This is a genomic window from Symplocastrum torsivum (assembly GCF_059505465.1).
Window position 1 is genome coordinate 145,789 of record NZ_JCACKQ010000095.1, and the last position, 17,349, is coordinate 163,137.

8 protein-coding genes and 1 pseudogene are annotated in these 17,349 nt (G+C 46.3%); 7 read left to right on the forward strand and 2 right to left on the reverse strand.

The annotated features are described in order from the left end of the window. Nucleotides 1-8 precede the first annotated feature (8 nt). The 7 genes from AC5JL3_RS23950 (at nucleotide 9) to AC5JL3_RS23980 (ending at nucleotide 11,190) form a co-directional block, all read left to right on the forward strand. On the forward strand, nucleotides 9-692 hold the full coding sequence (locus AC5JL3_RS23950; RefSeq protein ID WP_496076857.1) for a LuxR C-terminal-related transcriptional regulator: 684 nt from the start codon (nucleotides 9-11) through the stop codon (nucleotides 690-692). 61 nt (nucleotides 693-753) lie between these two features. Beyond that, nucleotides 754-2,031 carry a Pvc16 family protein gene (locus AC5JL3_RS23955; RefSeq protein ID WP_496076858.1) on the forward strand — a complete coding sequence of 426 codons (1,278 nt, stop codon included), beginning with the start codon at nucleotides 754-756 and terminating at the stop codon, nucleotides 2,029-2,031. A gap of 27 nt (nucleotides 2,032-2,058) precedes the next feature. Continuing rightward, a complete protein-coding gene (locus tag AC5JL3_RS23960; protein WP_496076859.1) occupies nucleotides 2,059-2,289 on the forward strand; it encodes a hypothetical protein in 231 nt (76 codons plus the stop codon). A 10-nt stretch (nucleotides 2,290-2,299) separates the two neighbouring features. Next, entirely contained in the window at nucleotides 2,300-4,309 is a 2,010-nt protein-coding gene (locus tag AC5JL3_RS23965; protein ID WP_496076860.1) for an ATP-binding protein, read from the forward strand. A gap of 98 nt (nucleotides 4,310-4,407) precedes the next feature. Then, a complete protein-coding gene (locus AC5JL3_RS23970; RefSeq protein ID WP_496076861.1) occupies nucleotides 4,408-10,167 on the forward strand; it encodes an eCIS core domain-containing protein in 5,760 nt (1,919 codons plus the stop codon). A gap of 15 nt (nucleotides 10,168-10,182) precedes the next feature. After that, nucleotides 10,183-10,902 (forward strand): hypothetical protein, encoded by a 720-nt coding sequence (locus AC5JL3_RS23975; protein WP_496076862.1) that lies wholly within the window; start codon nucleotides 10,183-10,185, stop codon nucleotides 10,900-10,902. A gap of 42 nt (nucleotides 10,903-10,944) precedes the next feature. After that, nucleotides 10,945-11,190 carry a hypothetical protein gene (locus AC5JL3_RS23980; protein WP_496076863.1) on the forward strand — a complete coding sequence of 82 codons (246 nt, stop codon included), beginning with the start codon at nucleotides 10,945-10,947 and terminating at the stop codon, nucleotides 11,188-11,190. A gap of 162 nt (nucleotides 11,191-11,352) precedes the next feature. Here AC5JL3_RS23980 and AC5JL3_RS23985 read toward each other — a convergent pair. Together AC5JL3_RS23985 and AC5JL3_RS23990 are read right to left on the reverse strand one after the other, a co-directional pair. After that, nucleotides 11,353-11,634 (reverse strand): annotated as a pseudogene (locus tag AC5JL3_RS23985) (XisI protein); the annotation flags it as partial. 217 nt (nucleotides 11,635-11,851) lie between these two features. Then, entirely contained in the window at nucleotides 11,852-17,005 is a 5,154-nt protein-coding gene (locus AC5JL3_RS23990; RefSeq protein WP_496076864.1) for a CHAT domain-containing protein, read from the reverse strand. Nucleotides 17,006-17,349 lie beyond the last annotated feature (344 nt).

Genomic DNA, 17,349 nt, shown 5'->3' on the forward strand with positions numbered 1-17,349 from the left:
GAGGCGTGATGAAAGTGAGTGCATCGCAACTGATTTCTGTTCTTTTAGTCGATGATGACCTGCGTTTCCGTCAAGGTGTGCAGACGCTGTTAGACTTCTACAGTACAAACGGAGCCATGCAGTTTAACGTTGTCGGTCATGCGGCTTCAGTGGAGCAGGCATTGAGCTTAACGGTAGAACAGTCGCCTGCCCTGACATTGCTGGATTTAGAGTTGCCTCCTGATAATGGCATTAGCTTTCTTGCTAGACGACGAGACTTGACTCAATCCGGTAAAGTCATCGTCTTATCGGCTCACCAGGAAGATGAATGGGTCTTTCGTGCCATGCAGGCAGGAGCGAGTGGTTATGTTTTCAAGCAGAATCTCTCGACACAACTATGTGGTGCGATCGCAACTGTCCTCCACAATGAGGTGTACTTGTCTCCAGAAGTTGCGGCTGGCTTTTTCCGTTTATTTCATTTTTACGCAGGGCGATCGCTCGAAGCCTGTCATTCAGCTAACCTAACCGAACGGGAGCAGGAAGTTTTACACTGGTTAGTCCAGGGAGCCTCTAACGAAACCATTGCCCAACAGCTTCACATTACCGTTGCTACCGTTAAAGCTCACCTGACTGCGATTTTTGAAAAATTAGGAGTAACTAGCCGTACCCAGGCAATTGTACGCGCCCTCAAACTGGGTCTTGTTTCGGCTTAATCGAGAAGGCTGCGTTCGTTCTGCTTTCTCTCCTCCTTCTGCCTATTGCCTTCCGCCTTTTATGAGCAACCACTTAGCGATCGCCACTGTCACAGCCACCCTACAGAGAACTCTCCAAGTTGCGGTGCAGACTGACGTGGAGGGCGCAAGAACGACAACCCTGCGACCCAGTGATATCGGCAACGGCACACCGGAAACGGGTGTCAATATCTTTCTCTATCAGGTAATCACCAATCCAGCATTAAATAATATAGATGCCACGCCCTTTCGCTCCAAGGGAAACCCAACAAAACGCCAAGCCGCTCTCGATCTCTACTACATGATGAGTTTCTACGGGAACGACAATGAGTTAATCCCGCAGCGGCTACTGGGTAGTGTTGTTCGCACCCTCAACGATCGGCGGGTGATTACCCAAGACATGATTCGTAGTACCTGTGAGGATTCCACGTTCATATTTTTAAGGGATTCTAATCTGGCTGACCAAATCCAGCAAATGAGCATTGTACCGATGGATCTGAATTTGGAAGACCTCTCCAAGACTTGGACGGTGTTTTTCCAGACTCCCTATGTTCTATCGATCGCTTACAAGATACTCGTGGTGCTGATTGAGGGGCAAGAGGCTCCCCAACGAGCTTTACCAGTACGCGATCGCCGAGCCGGTTCCTTTGCTCCGTTTGCCAGTCAGCCACTAGTTGAACAGGTGATTTCCCAAGCGGGTCGCTTTGACGCGATTCGAGCGAATAGTACCCTACTCATTCAAGGAAAGCAGCTTAAAGGAAACGCCTTCACCCAGGTTCGCATTTGTGGGTTTGAGGTGACTCCCCCTGACGTTAGCCCAACTCAGATTACTCTTCCCCTTTCTAGCTTGCCAGCCAATACCTTACGAGCAGGGGTACAAAGTCTGCAAGTGATTCACCCCATCTCAATTACTCCAGAACAGGGAGCAAGTCGCGGACGGCGAGGCGCTGAGTCCAATGCTGCGCCCTTTGTCTTACGTCCCACTATTACTGAAATTAGTGTTTCAGAGATGGACGGAACTGATGACGATCCACGTTCAGGATTGTTGAGCATTCAGGTCGATTTCACTGTCGGTCGTCAGCAACGGGTAGTTTTGACGCTCAATGAATGGTCAACGGCTAATCCTAGCGCTTATATTTTCGATGCGGAGCGACGTGATACAGAAACGCAATCGGTGACAGTTCCTTTTCAAGATGTAAAACCTGGAGAGTATCTAGTGCGCTTACAGATTGATGGAGCAGAGAGCCAGTTGGAGGTGGATAACACTGAGGGTAGTCCAACTCAGGGTTGGTACATCAGTCCGAGGGTTTCGCTTGTCTAAAACCGCTTTATTAACAAACAGAATGTTATGAATGAAGATTCGCTCAAGCAACGTATTAATCTGGAACTGGAAAGCCTTAGCTGGAACCAGCTCACTGAAGTAGGGAATCAAGCGGTGAAGTTGGGGTTGATTGCGGGTCATGGGTATCACAAGGGTCAGTACGAAATTCTCCGGCAGGGAAAGGCGCTACTGATGTCTCCAGATGAAGCGCTCAAGTATTTGCAAAACTTGATTCAGTCCCTTCAAGAGGGGACTTAGGGGAATTGTTATGACTGCACTAGCGTACACGGAATCTACAAATTGGCGTGAAGCGAACCAGCATTACTTGATGCAGGCGATCGCTCTGGTGCGTGAGGTGCTAGAACGTCAGGCGGGGAGAGACACAGGCACACAAGGGGAAAATTTGAAACTAGATTTTCCCCATCCTTCTCTGCCTCCACCCGCATTGGAGCAACTCTGCACCATCTTTGGTCTGTCGTCTTTTGAGCGTGATGTACTGCTATTGTGTGCTGGCATGGAATTGGATGCATCCTTTCCAGCTTTGTGCGCTGCTGCTCAGGGAGACTCGCAGCGTACCTATCCTACCTTCAGTCTGGCGCTAGCAACTTCAAGCACACCCCAATGGAAAGCTCTGATGCCTGCGTCTCCCTTACGGCGATGGCGAATGATTGAAGTTGGGACAGGCAGTGCCCTTACCCTCAGTCCTTTAAGGATTGACGAGCGTATTCTGCACCATCTCACAGGTTTGCAATATCTAGATGAGCGATTAGCTGCGATTATTGAGCCGTTGCCGAAGTCAGGAGAGTTGGTGTCGTCGCATCAGCGGTTGGCAGAGCAACTGGCAGCAACATGGTCACAAGCATCAGGGATATCGGGCTTGCCACTTGTGCAGTTATGTGGTGAGGAAACGGCTAGTAAACGAGCGATCGCATCGGCAGCTTGTGAACTGGTTGGGTTGAAGTTGAATGTGATTAACGGTGTAGCGATTCCGCTCAATTTTAGTGAACTCAACCAACTCAAGCAGCTATGGGAGCGAGAATATTGGCTGAGAGCGAGTGCTCTGTTATTAGATTGTGATGAGTTGGATCTAAGTGATGCGGTACGAGAAAATGCGATCGCGCAGTTGAGTGAGAGTATTAGTAGTCCGCTAATTATTACCAGTCGAGAAAGAAGGCGATCGCGTTTGCGTCCTCTCATCACCTTTGACGTTCAGCCACCCACTACGAACGAGCAGCGTATGCTTTGGCAGTCTACCTTGGGTGCAGCAACATCCAGTCTCAATGGGCAGGTAGAGACATTAGTTTCCCATTTCAACCTCAGCGCCCCTACCATTCACGCGATTTGCACTGAAGCTTTGGGACGGCAAGCTCATGAAGCACTTAGCACTCAGCACGGGCTACCCCCCACTACGCCAACAGAACTCAGCACTATTTTGTGGGATACCTGCCGTTCTCAATCTCGTCCCCGCCTGAATGACCTCGCTCAACATATTGAATCTTCTGCCGCCTGGGATGACCTAGTATTACCAGAGCGAGAGCGTCAGGTTTTGCGAGACATTGCCGCTCACGTCCGGCAACGGGCAAAAGTATATGAAGGCTGGGGGTTCGCTGGGAAAAGTGGGCGTGGGTTGGGCATTAGCGCCCTGTTTGCGGGAGCCAGTGGTACGGGCAAAACAATGGCGGCGGACGTACTTGCTCGTGAATTGCGACTCGACCTTTACCGCATTGACTTAAGTTCCGTTGTTAGCAAGTACATTGGGGAAACGGAAAAGAACCTGCGGCGCGTATTTGACGCAGCAGAGGCGGGTGGGGCAATTCTGCTGTTTGATGAAGCCGATGCCTTGTTTGGTAAGCGTTCTGATGTAAAAGATAGTCACGATCGCTATGCCAATATGGAAGTCAGCTACCTGTTACAGCGAATGGAAGCCTATCGAGGGTTGGCAATTTTAACGACTAATTTGAAAGATGCCCTGGATACCGCCTTTCTGCGCCGCATCCGGTTTATTGTCCGCTTCCCCTTCCCAGATGCCACCCAACGGGCGGAGATTTGGCAGCGCATCTTTCCCAGTCAAACGCCGACGGAGGATTTGGATGTGAAGAAGTTGGCGAAGTTGAACGTCGCAGGTGGGAATATCCGCAATATTGCCCTAAACGCTGCCTTTTTTGCGGCGGATGCTGGGGAACCCGTGGGGATGAAACACCTGTTGCAGGCAGCTCAGAGTGAATATGTCAAGTTGGAAAGACCGCTAACTGACACTGAAGTGAAAGGCTGGGTCTAATGCTTGTTAATTTTTATTCGCCTTTCGGCTACTGTTTGGGGCGGATAATCCAGACTACTATGAAATCACCGCTCTAGGCTGAGAGGCTCTCGTTGGCTATGGATACCCGACTGCAAAATCTTTCCAAAGCTTCGTCCCCGTCCTCTTCGCCTGTGCAGACGGGCTTATTTCAATCGCGCCCTTCCTTAGAGCTAGAGCAAGAATCGGCTGACGCGATCGACTTGTCACACCAACCCCCAGACTTACAAACCCAGCTAGATAGAGCCTCGCGCTTTGGTCACAACTTTAGTCGAGTGCAGGTACAGAGCCACACTCCGGCGGTAATTCAGCAGCAACCCGTCAACGGACAGTCAGAAGAGCAGCAGGACGAGCAGGAATCTGACTTTGTGGCAGAGCGGGACAAGATAATGGCTCCACCTGTGGGCAACCCAATTCAACGGAAATCATTTGAAGAAGAGCCGATTCAGATGATGCCTCAACTGGGTTTGCTCACCCCACGCATTCAACGGGAATCGTTTGAAGAAGAGCCGATTCAGATGATGCCCCAACTAGGCTTGCTCACTCCACGTATTCAACGGGAATCGTTTGAAGAAGAACCAATTCAGATGCAGCCTCAACTGGCTATGCTGCAACGCTTGCCCCAAGAGGAAGACGAGTCGCCGATTCAAATGATGCCTCAGCTAGGTATCATCCAACGCCAGGAGGCAGCGGTAGACGAAGAACCGATTCAAATGCAGCGGATTCAGCTCAAGGTTGTTGTTGGGCAGCCAGGGGATAAGTACGAGCAGGAAGCTGATTCTGTGGCGGCTCAGGTGATGTCCATGAGCGTACCCGCAGCTAACTCAGGGTTAGTTCAGCGTCAGGGTGAGGAGGAAGAGACACCACTGGTGCAAAGGTCGCCCTTGACGGATTCTATCACTCCCTTGGTTCAGCGCCAATCGGCAGAGACTGAAGTACAACGCAAATGCGCCAAATGTGAACAAGAGGAGCAAGAAGAGCCAGTCCAAACTAAATCATTGCTTCAACGAGCAGCAGAAAATGGAAGCAACAAGAGCGGTAGCAACATTGAGAGTCAGCTAAGCAATAGCCAAGGTGGGGGGAGTCCTTTACCCGATAACGTGCGAGGGTTCATGGAACCCCGTTTCGGCGCTGAGTTTAGTCAGGTTCGGGTGCATACTGACTCGGCTGCTGTCCAAATGAATAAAGAGTTGGGAGCACAGGCGTTTACTCATGGCAATGATATTTACTTTAATTCAGGTAAGTACAACCCAGGGTCAAGTGATGGGAAGCAGTTATTGGCTCATGAGCTGACTCACACGATTCAGCAGACGGGTGCAGTTCAAGCAAAGCTCCAGCCAGGAGAAAAGTACGAGGAAGAAGCTGAGCAGATGGCGGAGCCGATTAAGGCTATGCCTACGCCTGTCGAAGCTAAAGGGGCTGAAGTTGAAGCCCAAGCCCAATCTTCTAATCAATCCGAGGGGAAATTAGCTCAGAAAACTCAACCAGCAGCAACTACAGAAACCAAATCAAACGGAGAAGTTGCTGTTCCTAAACCCGAAGTAGCGCCAGCAACAACTACAGAAACTAAACTAAACCGAGAAGTTACTGTTCCTAAACCCAAAGTAGCGCCAGCAACAACTACAGAAACTAAACTAAACCGAGAAGTTACTGCGACTAAATCAGAAGTAGCGCCAGCACCAACTGTTCCTGGAGGGGAAACTCAACAACTACCCCAGGAAAAAACGGCTGAAGCTCCTGTTAATACTGAGCAAAAAGTGGAAACAGGCAATATTGGTACTGTAGATATCCAAACACCTGATTTAAGTCAAGCAGATCAGGGTACTTCTTTGACTGATATGTGGCAACAACAGCAGAATCAGATGAATAATGCTGGTGGTGATGTTGCCCAAAATATTGATCCGAGTCAGGAACCCAAAGTTGCTTTAGAACAAGCCTTACAACAAGCACAACAAAAAATTGCCTCTATTCCCCAACCAGGGACTGATGTACCAAAATCTGAATCTTTACCTCAACCTCAAGTTGAGCAAATTGAAAAACCTGCTATAGAAACTCCTCCGGTTACAGAAACTCCTGAAGTTAAAGATGTCACTACCGAAGCTAGCCCGGTAGCAGAAAAAGCAGCAGAAGTTGCACCTGTTGAACCTACTCAAGCAGCAACTCCTGAGCCTGTTGCTGAAGTACCAGAACAAGCAGAACCACAACAACCACAAGCACAATCAGAGGACAAAGCACCTTCTGCAACTGAACCTGTACCTCAAGCAGAAGTTAAGGAAACGGCTGAACCTGAAGCAAAAGAAACTGAACCTCAAGAAACTGAAACTCCTGAAATTAAGAAACAGAAGACAGATGCAAAAATTGAGGAAGAAGTTAAACCAGCAGAACAACCTGTTGCAGAGAAAGGTGCTGAAATTAATGTAGCGGTTGAGCAAGTAGATGAAGAAAAAGTAAAATCGGGTCAACTTGTTCAAGGAGATTTACTCTCTAATCCCTTAGATTGGGCAAAAGGTCTTCTAGATTCCCTTAAAGGGGATGCTTCTGGGAAGAAGAGTGAGTTACAAGGAGATTATGATGCTAAGAAATCTCAAGTAGATGGGACAAAACAAGAGCAAGGTAATCAATTAGATAGTGGGAAACAAGCTAAAGGTAGTGAACTCGAAGCGGGGAAACAAGCTAAAGGTACTGAACTCGAAGCGGGTAAGCAAGCTAAAGGTACTGAATTAGAAGCGGGTAAGCAAGCTAAAGGTAGTGAACTCGAAGCGGGTAAGCAAGCTAAAGGTACTGAACTCGAAGCGGGTAAACAAGCTAAAGGTAGTGAACTCGAAGCGGGTAAACAAGCTAAAGGTACTGAATTAGAAGCGGGTAAACAAGCTAAAGGTAGTGAATTAGAAGCTGATAAGCAAGCCAAAGGTACTGAACTTCAGTCCGAAGTAGAAACTAAAGGAACTGAGGTAGAAGCAGAGAGTAAAGCTAAAGGTACAGAACTACAAACTGATGCTCAAACCCAAGCTACTGAATTACAAGGACAAGAAACCGGCTTAAAACAAGAAACTACTACTAAAGAGCAAGAAGTAAAAACTGAAGTTGCACAGAAAGTTACCAACCTTGAAAATAAAGCGGTTGAGTCAAAAGGACAGATTGAAAGTAATTGGACAGAGTTAGAAAATAGTGCTACTTCAGAAATAACTGCCCTAGAAACCGAAGCCCAGCAGTTTTCCCAAACTTATATGGCGAAAGCTCAAGGCTTTATAGCTAAACTTAACGGTGCTTCAGAAGGGGCAAAACAACAACAAGGACAAGGTAACAGTCAAGTTCTACAAGCAAAATTAGATGGGGCTTCAGAAGGGGTAAAACAACAGCAAGGACAAGGTAACAGTCAAGCTCTACAAGCAGAATGGCAAGCCCTCAAAGCAGAGGCTGAATCAGTTTGGGGTGGTATTCAAGGTAAGGTTGCTCCTGTATCGCAGAAAGTTGAGCAAGGATGGCAAGGAATTAGCCAAAAAGGGCAGGATATTGGTACACAACTGCAACAACAAGGCGAACAAGTTAAGACTTCTGTCAATGAGTCTGCTACCAGTGCTGGAAATTATCTCAATGAAAAATGGACAACCTTAACGGGTAAAGCATCAGCAGGATGGACAAGCTTCCAGGGTAAGGTAGGGCAAGCACAAAACTGGGTTGGAGAAAAAGTTAATACTGCTACCAGTTGGGCAACGGAAAAAGCAGGAGCAGCAACGAATTGGTTATCGGAAAAAGCTAGTAGTGCGGGAACATGGATTGATGAGAAAACAGGAGGAGCATTTAGTTGGCTTGGAGAAAAAGTTAATGGTGCAAGCTCTTGGATAGGCGAAAAAGCCATTAGTGCAACTTCTCAGCTTAGGGAAAAAGCGAGTAGTGCCGGGACATTTATTACAGAAAAAGCTAGCAGCGCAACTTCTTGGCTTACCGAAAAGGGAAGCACAGCTTTTAACTGGGTGACAGAAAAAGGCGAAACTGCTAAAAATTGGCTCACAGAAAAGGGAACAAGTGCAGTTAACACAGTCAGCGAAAAAGCGGGTTCTTTTGTCAGTGGGTTACGAGAAAAAGGACAAGGTGCAGTTTCCAGCATACAGTCCCAAGGAAGCTCGATTTTACAATGGCTTGGTGGCGCAGTTGGTTCGCTAGTTTCTGGGGTACAAGAAAAAGCGGGTAGCGTTGTTTCTTGGTTGGGTGATAAGGTTTCCAGTGCTAAGAGTTGGGTACAGGAAAAGAGTTCAGGTGCGTTTAATTGGTTATCAGAGAAAGCTAGTAGTGCGGCTAGTTGGGTTCAAGAGAAAAGTTCCACAGGTTTAAGTTGGTTATCAGATAAGGCTTCGGGTGCGGTTAGTTGGGTTAAAGACAAAGGTTCTCAAGGCTTAGGTTGGCTGCAAGAGAAAGGTTCTGCTGTTGGCAATTGGGTTAAAGACAAAGGTTCTCAAGGCTTAGGTTGGCTGCAAGAGAAAGGTTCTGCTGTTGGCAATTGGGTTAAAGACAAAGGTTCTCAAGGTTTAAGTTGGCTACAAGAAAAAGGTTCTGCTGTTGGCAATTGGGTTAAGGACAAAGGTTCTCAAGCTTGGAATGGTGTTAAACAGCTAGGAGAGTTAGGTGGTAAGGCTCTCCAATGGGCTGGTGATGGGATTAAATCAGGTTGGGAATGGACTAAGAATAAAGCCACTGAATTTGGTAGTTGGGCGAAGGATAAAGCATCACAAGGTTTAGCTTGGGCTGGCGATAAGTTATCTCAAGGTTGGAATTGGGTACAGGATCGTTGGGGTGATGTAAGTAAATGGTGCAGTGAAAATTATTCAGCTATTAGTGCCTGGGGTCATGGAGCTTTAGATGTGCTGGGATTTATCCCAGGATTTGGTGCTATTGCCGATGGTCTTAATGGAATTTGGTACGCTTTAGAAGGAGATTGGGGAAATGCTGCTTTTTCTCTAGTTGCTGCTGTTCCGGGTATTGGTGATGTTGCAGCTTTAGGTAAAGCTGGTAAATATATTAAAGCAGCGGATAAAGCTGGTGATGCTGTTAAAGCTGCTGATAAAGTAGGTGATGCTGTTAAAGCCGCTGACAAAGTAGGCGATGCGGCTAAAGCCACTGACAAAGTAGGCGGTGCTGCTAAAGCTGCCGACAAAGTTGATGATGCTGTAAAAGCGGTTGATCAAGTAGGTGATGCTGCTAAAACAGGTGATAAAGTTGATGATGCTGCTAAAGCAGGTGATAAAGTTGATGATGCTGCCAGAAAAGCTGCTGAGTTACCTTCCGCACTAGCAACAGCTAAAGCTATTACAGAAAGTAATGATGCTATTGATACTCCTGTTCCTGCTTTAATTGGTTTATTGAATACAACTGTCAAATCTAAATATAGTTGGATTAAACACTTTGAAGCACGTCCTAAAGCAATTCCCGGTCACTACACGCTCCACATGATTGCTAGTGACCATGAAATTGATAATGATTATTCAGATAAATCAGCTAAATTAGCAAAACAGCTTGTTGATAATATTATTGATAACCCTAAATCTATTTGGGGAAAATCTACTGAAGATATTGCAAAACAATTTGAAGAGGCTGGTTATAAGGTTGTAATTGAACAAAGTAATAAAGGTTCTAAGTTATCAAAACAGATACGCATTCAAGGACATCCAACAATTACTAATATACAAGTACATCCGGGAGGTGGAAGACATGGAGGCGCTTACTATAAAATTTCTACATCAACAAGCTCTGGGTCATTAATTCAAGGGATTAACAAAGTTGTAGATCGGGCGACCTACAAACCAACTTTGGGTGAAAAAGCTAATATCATCTACATAGATTAATTAGGTAAGAATATCATGGATAAGCTCATTAAAAAAGTTGATAGAGTATCAACAATCGAAGAAGCAATTCAACTACAGGATTGTGGTGTAGAAATTATAAGTATTTCAATTTCTGGAGATCCAAAATTCAATGATAATAGAGTTATTACAGAAGAGGCTGCAATTGAAATTAGAAAAATGTTAAAAACCTCAAAATCTGTTGCTGAAATTTTGATAGAAAATAACTGGAATAAAACCATAGATTTGATTGAAAAAATTGGGATTGATTATGTACAACCTTTAGGGAATCAGATTCCACATAGAGACTTTAGAAAAGAATTGTATAAAAAAGGAATTGGAATAATATATTCAAATATTGAAGCTTCATACGATGATGATCCATCTTGGATTTTAAGTTCTTTTGTTAATGAAGATAACCTTAATAGTTCCTATTACCAAATTGATCTGTTAGGGAATATGGAAAATTCTTGGGAATTCTTTAAAGAAGAATGTCCAAAATATCCAGAAGAATTACAAATACATGATATAAATGAGTTGGCAAAACAATACCCTTTATTAATAACTTTAGATTATTCTCCTGATAATATACTAGAAATTATTAATCTTATGCCTAATATCAAAGGAATAACTATGGTTCTAGGAGATGATTCTCTGAGAAATGATATTCATTATTTTAAATACTCAGAAGTATTAAATATATTAGATAAATTATCTATACCGAATTTAGGCGATTAGAATAAATCACAAATGACCAAACTTTAAAACCAAAACCTAACAGTGGAAAACCAAGACGACCAAAACCAAACTCTAACCCCCTCTAAAACCTTGCAACAAGAATACCAAGAAGCATTGTTAAAATCTGGTATTCAAGCAGCTAATTTACTCAAAGAGCTAATCGAGTTAAAAATCATGCCAGATCCCCGTGCAAAAGAAATGGCTGATGTAGCTCTGGAAGTGATAAAAATAATTAACTCTGCCCCAGGAGAAATTGTCAAATTTAAAGAAGAAAATAACCAAGTTTAAGGGTTATTTAAAATTCAATAAATAGGCGCTCCCTTAACCCTTCTATTAGTCTTCAGAAGATAAGGGCTAGACTAAAATAGCTAGTATGCAGATAAAATAACGCGAGTTCGACGGGATGCTCTAAACCTGATTCTCCCGTTAGCGATCGCAGACAGAAAGCCATCAAGCGATCGCAAACTCAGTGTATTGTCTGACTTGCGGTGGATGGAATGCTAAAACAATCTCGTCCCTTGTAATGCCCTTCTGCAAAAAATCTGTCGCCACTCCTTCCTCCGTCCAATCTTCCTCAATCCAGATTTTTTTATCTTTCAAACGAACATGAATCATCACACTCTTAATCCGCTCATCTTTCTGCCAACCTATTAATAGCAATAGATAATGATCGTGGGTCTCATCAAACACCAACACACTTTCAGTTGTGGACTCAAATTTTGTATTGAGTTGATGGTATTCAGTTTAACAAGCATCATTTGTTATTAACAACTACCTAGCCGCATTGAAAACCTGTTCTGTTGTCAGATCTAGCTCAGGAAAGTAGGAGACACAAGGCGATCGCCACTACGAAATCGAGACATTTTATAGCATCCATCCTCTAATTGGCAGATGGTAACAGTGGAAGGATGATGGATGTCTACCTACATAGTCCCCCTTAATACCTAATTCACCAAGGGCTACCAATCGTTGTGAATCCAGCCCAGTAATAGGGATGAGAGAGATTTTGGTTCTCCAGTGTTGCCAATTCCGGTGGCAGAGGCAAATTCTCCCCAGTGCCGTGTAACTCTCCCCCCTCTAGACGAACTTCATTGTTAATCATCGCTAGTTGCGCCTGCCGCAGCGCCTCCGCCTTAATCGGAGCCTCCTTCAACTGTCGATAAAACTCTGTCATTAGTCCTAAAGTCCCTTCATCGCTGACAGAGTACAGACTTCCTAAAGCTGACTTAACGCCAGCTTGCACCGCCAACCCTGCAAATCCCAACTCCGCTTCCTCGTCTCCCACCGCTGTACGACAGGCACTCAGTACCAATAACTCCACAGGTGGATTATTCCAACCCAACTGCCGTAGTTCGTTTAGCCCTAACTTACTGTTCCACAGATGAATGAAGGAATTCTCTGGTTTCCCAGCATTAAATTCGGCATGAGTAGCTAGATGAATAATTCCAAAAGGCTGCTGGTGTCGTTGAGCTTTCAGATTATCCAGGGTAAAAGCCTCATCAAGGAAGGACTTACCCTGCCATAGCTGTTTGGTTAGCACTGATAACTCCAACGGTACTGCCGGTAAAGGCTCTTTATCGGTGAACTCTGATGCCCCCATCGCCAGCACTTGAAAGCCTGTAATGTCTTGGTAGCGGGTATCAGTTAAGCTGAGACTGGGCATCAGTCCAATGCTGTAGCGTTCTACTATAAATCCTTGACCGTCGTGGAGTGCAGCTATTGGGACAGAACGCAAGCCAACATCCGTGATGAATACAAGATTTTGAATGCCTTGAGCTTGTAAATTCGCCTCAAGGGGTGCCACCAGCCACTCATAGAGTTGCCTAGCTGGGGCTAAATAGCTATTGGTACGCCGTTTGCTGCGATTGGTAACTTCACTCCCCAATTTTCCAGCTACGGCTAGTACCTCGGCTCGTGTAGTGTTCGGTACGCGCCAAAGCATCACTTTCCCCTGTGCCGTTACCAATAGTAGCTGTAGTTGGTCGCTGTCCTGCTTGGGGAGATCCAGAAGGCTTGTCGCCCCCGGTGCGAGGGTTTCCGGCACAAAAACTGCATAGAGCAGTGCTGGTTTCACACCCGTCGCTTCCTCAATTTCGCGAAGAGTAGCACGAGCCTGTCCCAAAGATTTAATCTGAGTTGCTTGTAGTCTCAGATATTCCTCATACTCGCGTGTGAAGAACTCGTCGATTGCAGCAAAAGCCAGGTCAATTTCCAGTGGTTCAAGACTCCTAAACAATTGTGGCAGCGCTAATGGCTCGTTATTAGGATCGATGAACGCTGTTTCGTCTGGCACAAACGGAGTAATGATGCGAATGTTGCCCTGAGTGTAGGAACCGGGAAACGATCGCAAGGGTGAAATCGTATCTATTCCATTAGCGATCGCGCCAGCCGTGCCGTTGACTGTTGCATCTCCCACATCAAAAGGAGTCCCGCTCAATCCTCCCCCATGTCGAATTGTAATCGGACTACCTCCAGCTCCTCCAGCCGTAGAAATGCTAGCTGTTATGCCATTTTGGTCGGTGAAACTGCCCGTTGCCCGGAAAAACCTGTCAGTGGTAATGTCAACTGTTCCCCCTGTGCCCGTTGCCCCACCTTGGGCATTAATCAAGTCAATTTGAATGTCATTTTGAGGGTCGAGAGTGACATTGCCACCATTGCCAGAACTGGAACTGGTGTTTATCACCCTAGTAGTAATCTGGTCAACCGCAGAAACATTAATAGAGCCACCTCCCGTTACTCCTGAAGAGTTGAGGTTGCCACTACTGACAGCTCCTCCATCACTCGTCAGGGTGATATCACCTCCAGCATTGGATGTACTACCTGAGCTAAGAGCAGCAGTCGTGATATTACCTTGAGCATTGAGGGTGATGTTACCGCCCGCTTTGGTAGTAGAGGAAGAGTCGAGGATACCCCCAGATGAGTCAATGCTTGCGGCACTTAAGGTAATGTCACCCCCGTCGGTTCTTACATCTCTCTCAATATTTAAAGCTCCAAGACTACTCAGAGTGAAAGCTCCCCCCTCGGTAGATACATTAATAGAACTCCCCAACGTCAAATCTGAGGCGAAAGCCAGAGTCACGTCTTGCCCACCAGTATTGATACTAGACCCGCTCGGTAGCCCGACAATATCGATAGGAGAAGTCTCATTCCCTATAAAGATATCTGTACCATTTGTGGAAATACTTGCTGGTAGGTTAAGGATTCCAGAGGTATTGATGGTGAGCGCACCCCCTCCCAGCCCCGCCGTAGAACCGGAGCTTACAGAATCATTAAAGGTAATGTTACCAAGGGCATTGATATTGATTGCGCCGCCCTCAGCTATAGCGGATGTAGAGTCAACCCTACCCAAAGTAACTTCTGTGCCACTGCTGAAGGAAATATCTCCACCCTCAGAGCTGCCAGTGGACAATACCTCACCTGTGGTAATGTTGCCAGTAGCAGAAAGTGCGATCGCACCGCCATTGCCAGTAGCTGAGGAAGAGTTCAACTCTCCTGCTCCAGTACTAATGGCTCCCTGAGTACTGCTGAGGGTAATGTTACCCCCATTGCCAGCATTAATAGAGTAAGAGTCCAGCAAGTCTGTGGTGATGTCACCATAAGCAGAAAGTGCGATCACTCCCCCATTGCCAGAATCAGCGCTTGATTTTAAGCTGTCTGTATTGATTGCTCCCTGAGTACTGCTGAGGGTGATATTACCGCCATTGCCAGCACCCGTAGAGGAAGAGTCCAAGTTACCAGTGGTCATGTTAGCAGTGGCTCTAAAGGCAATCGCGCCACCATTACCTCTAGAAGAAGAATCTAGACTGCCTGCTGTGGTGTCAATGCTGCCACCGCTGCTGGTAAGGTTTATCGCTCCACTACTCACTTGACCCGTTGAGGTGATGTTATCTGTGGTAATGTTGCCAGCAGCATTAAGCGCGATCGCACCACCGTTCACAGCAGAAGTCGTGTCTAAATTGCCTGCACTGGTGTCAATGCCACCGCCGCTGCTAGTGAGACTAATTGCCCCGCCTGTGCCGATACCATCCGAACGAGAAAGGATGGAACCTGTGGTAATGTTACCAGCGGCAGAAAGAGCGATCGCTCCACCGTTGCCAGAACCACCAGTTCCAGCATCTAGAAGACCGGCACTAGTGTCGATAGCTCCCGCTGTGCTGGTAAGCGAAATATTACCGCCATTCCCCGTACCACCTCTTCCTACAAAAGAATTGATATTGTCAGTAGTGATATTGTTCTGAGCAATGAGGGTAACTGCTCCAGCATTACTATTGGGAACATTTCCCGTTACGGAATTTACAAGACCATTGAGTGTAATACTGCGCCGAGAGTCAATAGTGACTGAGCCAGCATTACCGCCAGTAAATAGACTTGTATTAATCCTTTGAACTTGAATTGCTCCGCCCGGTAATGAGCGGTTAGGAAAGTACTCATTTGTTAAAAAGACTTCTCCGCCATTATTACGGATATTGCCAGTAACGGTGATATTTGCACTCAGTGGAGCTGCTGAAAAGGTCGGTTGAGGTGCTAACCCTCCAACAATCCTGGGGTCAGGGGTTGGCACTCCTCCCAATTGCTCCCAATCGACCCCAGCCCTTACATCTAACGTGGGTGTGGTACTACCATTAATCGTGACAGGCGTACCATCGGATAAATTGAAGCTAGCTAGATTTGCAAAAGTCCTAGTTGCATTAAAAGGGGTAGTATTACCAGGGTTAATTGTTTGCGCCACTGGAGCTGTATCGTTAATCGTGACATTGCCCAGTGTCACACTGCCCCCCGCTAAAACGTGGAGAGAGGCTCCTGTATAGTTCCCTAAAGTTACATTTCCACTTGACAAAATAATTGGGTCATATGGGCTAAATAGATTGCCTACGCTTCCATCTAACTGCTCAATTCTAAAATTGCCACTGCTGAAGTAGTGGGCATCTCCTCCTACGGTATTGGCAGAACGCAGCACCATATCCCTACCAGAAAAGAAGCCACTAGCAGGATGATTTAAGGCAAAGATATCCACCCTTTGGTTGCCTTGGAGATACACTTGTCCTCCAGCTTGGACGATGAAGCGATTTGTTACGCTGTCACGCACCTGCACTGTATCTCGCGCCAGCAAATTTAAGTCGCCTGTTGTACTTAGCTGGCTCTCGACTAAGGTTAAGTTGTGTTCAGCAGATAGTGCCGCCGTATGAGCTGTTAAATCCTTAGCTACCACATCCCCATGTTCTACCCCAATACCAGAACCCCTCAGCACCACTTGTCCATTACCGTTCACCCTTATTGCTGTAGCACTGTCTCCACCCCCACCCGTCAATAGCTGAGGGAGAGATAACACCGAGAAATTCTGCGGTAGGGATGCAAGTCCTTGTGCCCCTGCATTGATATTGGCAAGCGGTTGAATCTCTAAAGACAGTAAATGTCCTGGCAGAGAAAGACGCACTAAGCTCTCACCTGACACAGAGGCAACCGTAACTTGTCCCCCTGGTGCATTGAGTTGTCCGGTGCTGACAACGGTACCGCCCAATAACGTTAAATTCTGCCCTTGAGGCACTGTCAGGTTGCCAGCGTTGATAATGCTTCCCGGCTGATTCATCGTGAAGGCAAAGGTGCTGGGTGTTCCTACTAGGGCGCTGTAGTTATTAATACCTGTGGCATTAAACCAGTTATTGCCAAAGTCAATACCGTTAGCTGTCGTGGCTGTGAAGGCAGCGGGTACGTTTAAGCTGGCACCAGCACCAAAGACAATTCCGGAAGGATTCATTAAGAATAAGTTGGAATTGCCCCCAGTTACCTGAATTAGACCGTTGATGATAGAAGGATTGCCAGCAGTAACACGTCCCAGGATATTGTGAATATTTGGGTTAGAGAGAAAATTAGCAATCTGATTGATGTCAAGATTGAACTGAGTGAAACTGTGAAAGAGATTGGCTCCATCGTTTGATAGGCTGCCACCCGTGATGTCGTAGACCGAAGGGTCGCCGTTACCATTGGGGATAACTTGGGTACCAGTGCCATCGCTAGCGGGAACAATGGGCTGTGCGGATAGCGGTTTGGCTGCGATCGCTCCTGATAGGGATAGCGCTGCCAGCAGATAACCAATTCTTCTCATGTCTGATTTTGCCTGCTGAACTACCGTGAGGTCAGGACGCTCATTTTCCCCAGAGAAAGCTAGTAACCTGATGACTTGACCAGTACTCTAGAGCATGAGCTAATGGGCGCAGTTACGGCTTCGATATTCCATACTTTTACTCAAACTAATCGAATCTTTTCGTGAAGAAATGCAACACTGCTGCGGATAAAAACTCTAACTGCCAGAGCTTTTATGTAGGAACTACCTAAGTTTTTGGAAGTGCGATCGCATTTGTCATCCGATGGAATCCCCGTTGGTGACGCTGTTTGCCCAGTGGGTACGGTTACTTGAAACGAAGCAATGGACTCCAGAGCGATCGCTAA

Bases quoted from the DNA above. Each gene is read 5' to 3' on its own strand.
- AC5JL3_RS23950 (WP_496076857.1), top strand. From the start codon at position 9: ATGAAAGTGAGTGCATCGCAACTGATTTCTGTTCTTTTAGTCGATGAT.
- AC5JL3_RS23955 (WP_496076858.1), top strand. From the start codon at position 754: ATGAGCAACCACTTAGCGATCGCCACTGTCACAGCCACCCTACAGAGA.
- AC5JL3_RS23960 (WP_496076859.1), top strand. From the start codon at position 2,059: ATGAATGAAGATTCGCTCAAGCAACGTATTAATCTGGAACTGGAAAGC.
- AC5JL3_RS23965 (WP_496076860.1), top strand. From the start codon at position 2,300: ATGACTGCACTAGCGTACACGGAATCTACAAATTGGCGTGAAGCGAAC.
- AC5JL3_RS23970 (WP_496076861.1), top strand. From the start codon at position 4,408: ATGGATACCCGACTGCAAAATCTTTCCAAAGCTTCGTCCCCGTCCTCT.
- AC5JL3_RS23975 (WP_496076862.1), top strand. From the start codon at position 10,183: ATGGATAAGCTCATTAAAAAAGTTGATAGAGTATCAACAATCGAAGAA.
- AC5JL3_RS23990 (WP_496076864.1), bottom strand. From the start codon at position 17,005: ATGAGAAGAATTGGTTATCTGCTGGCAGCGCTATCCCTATCAGGAGCG.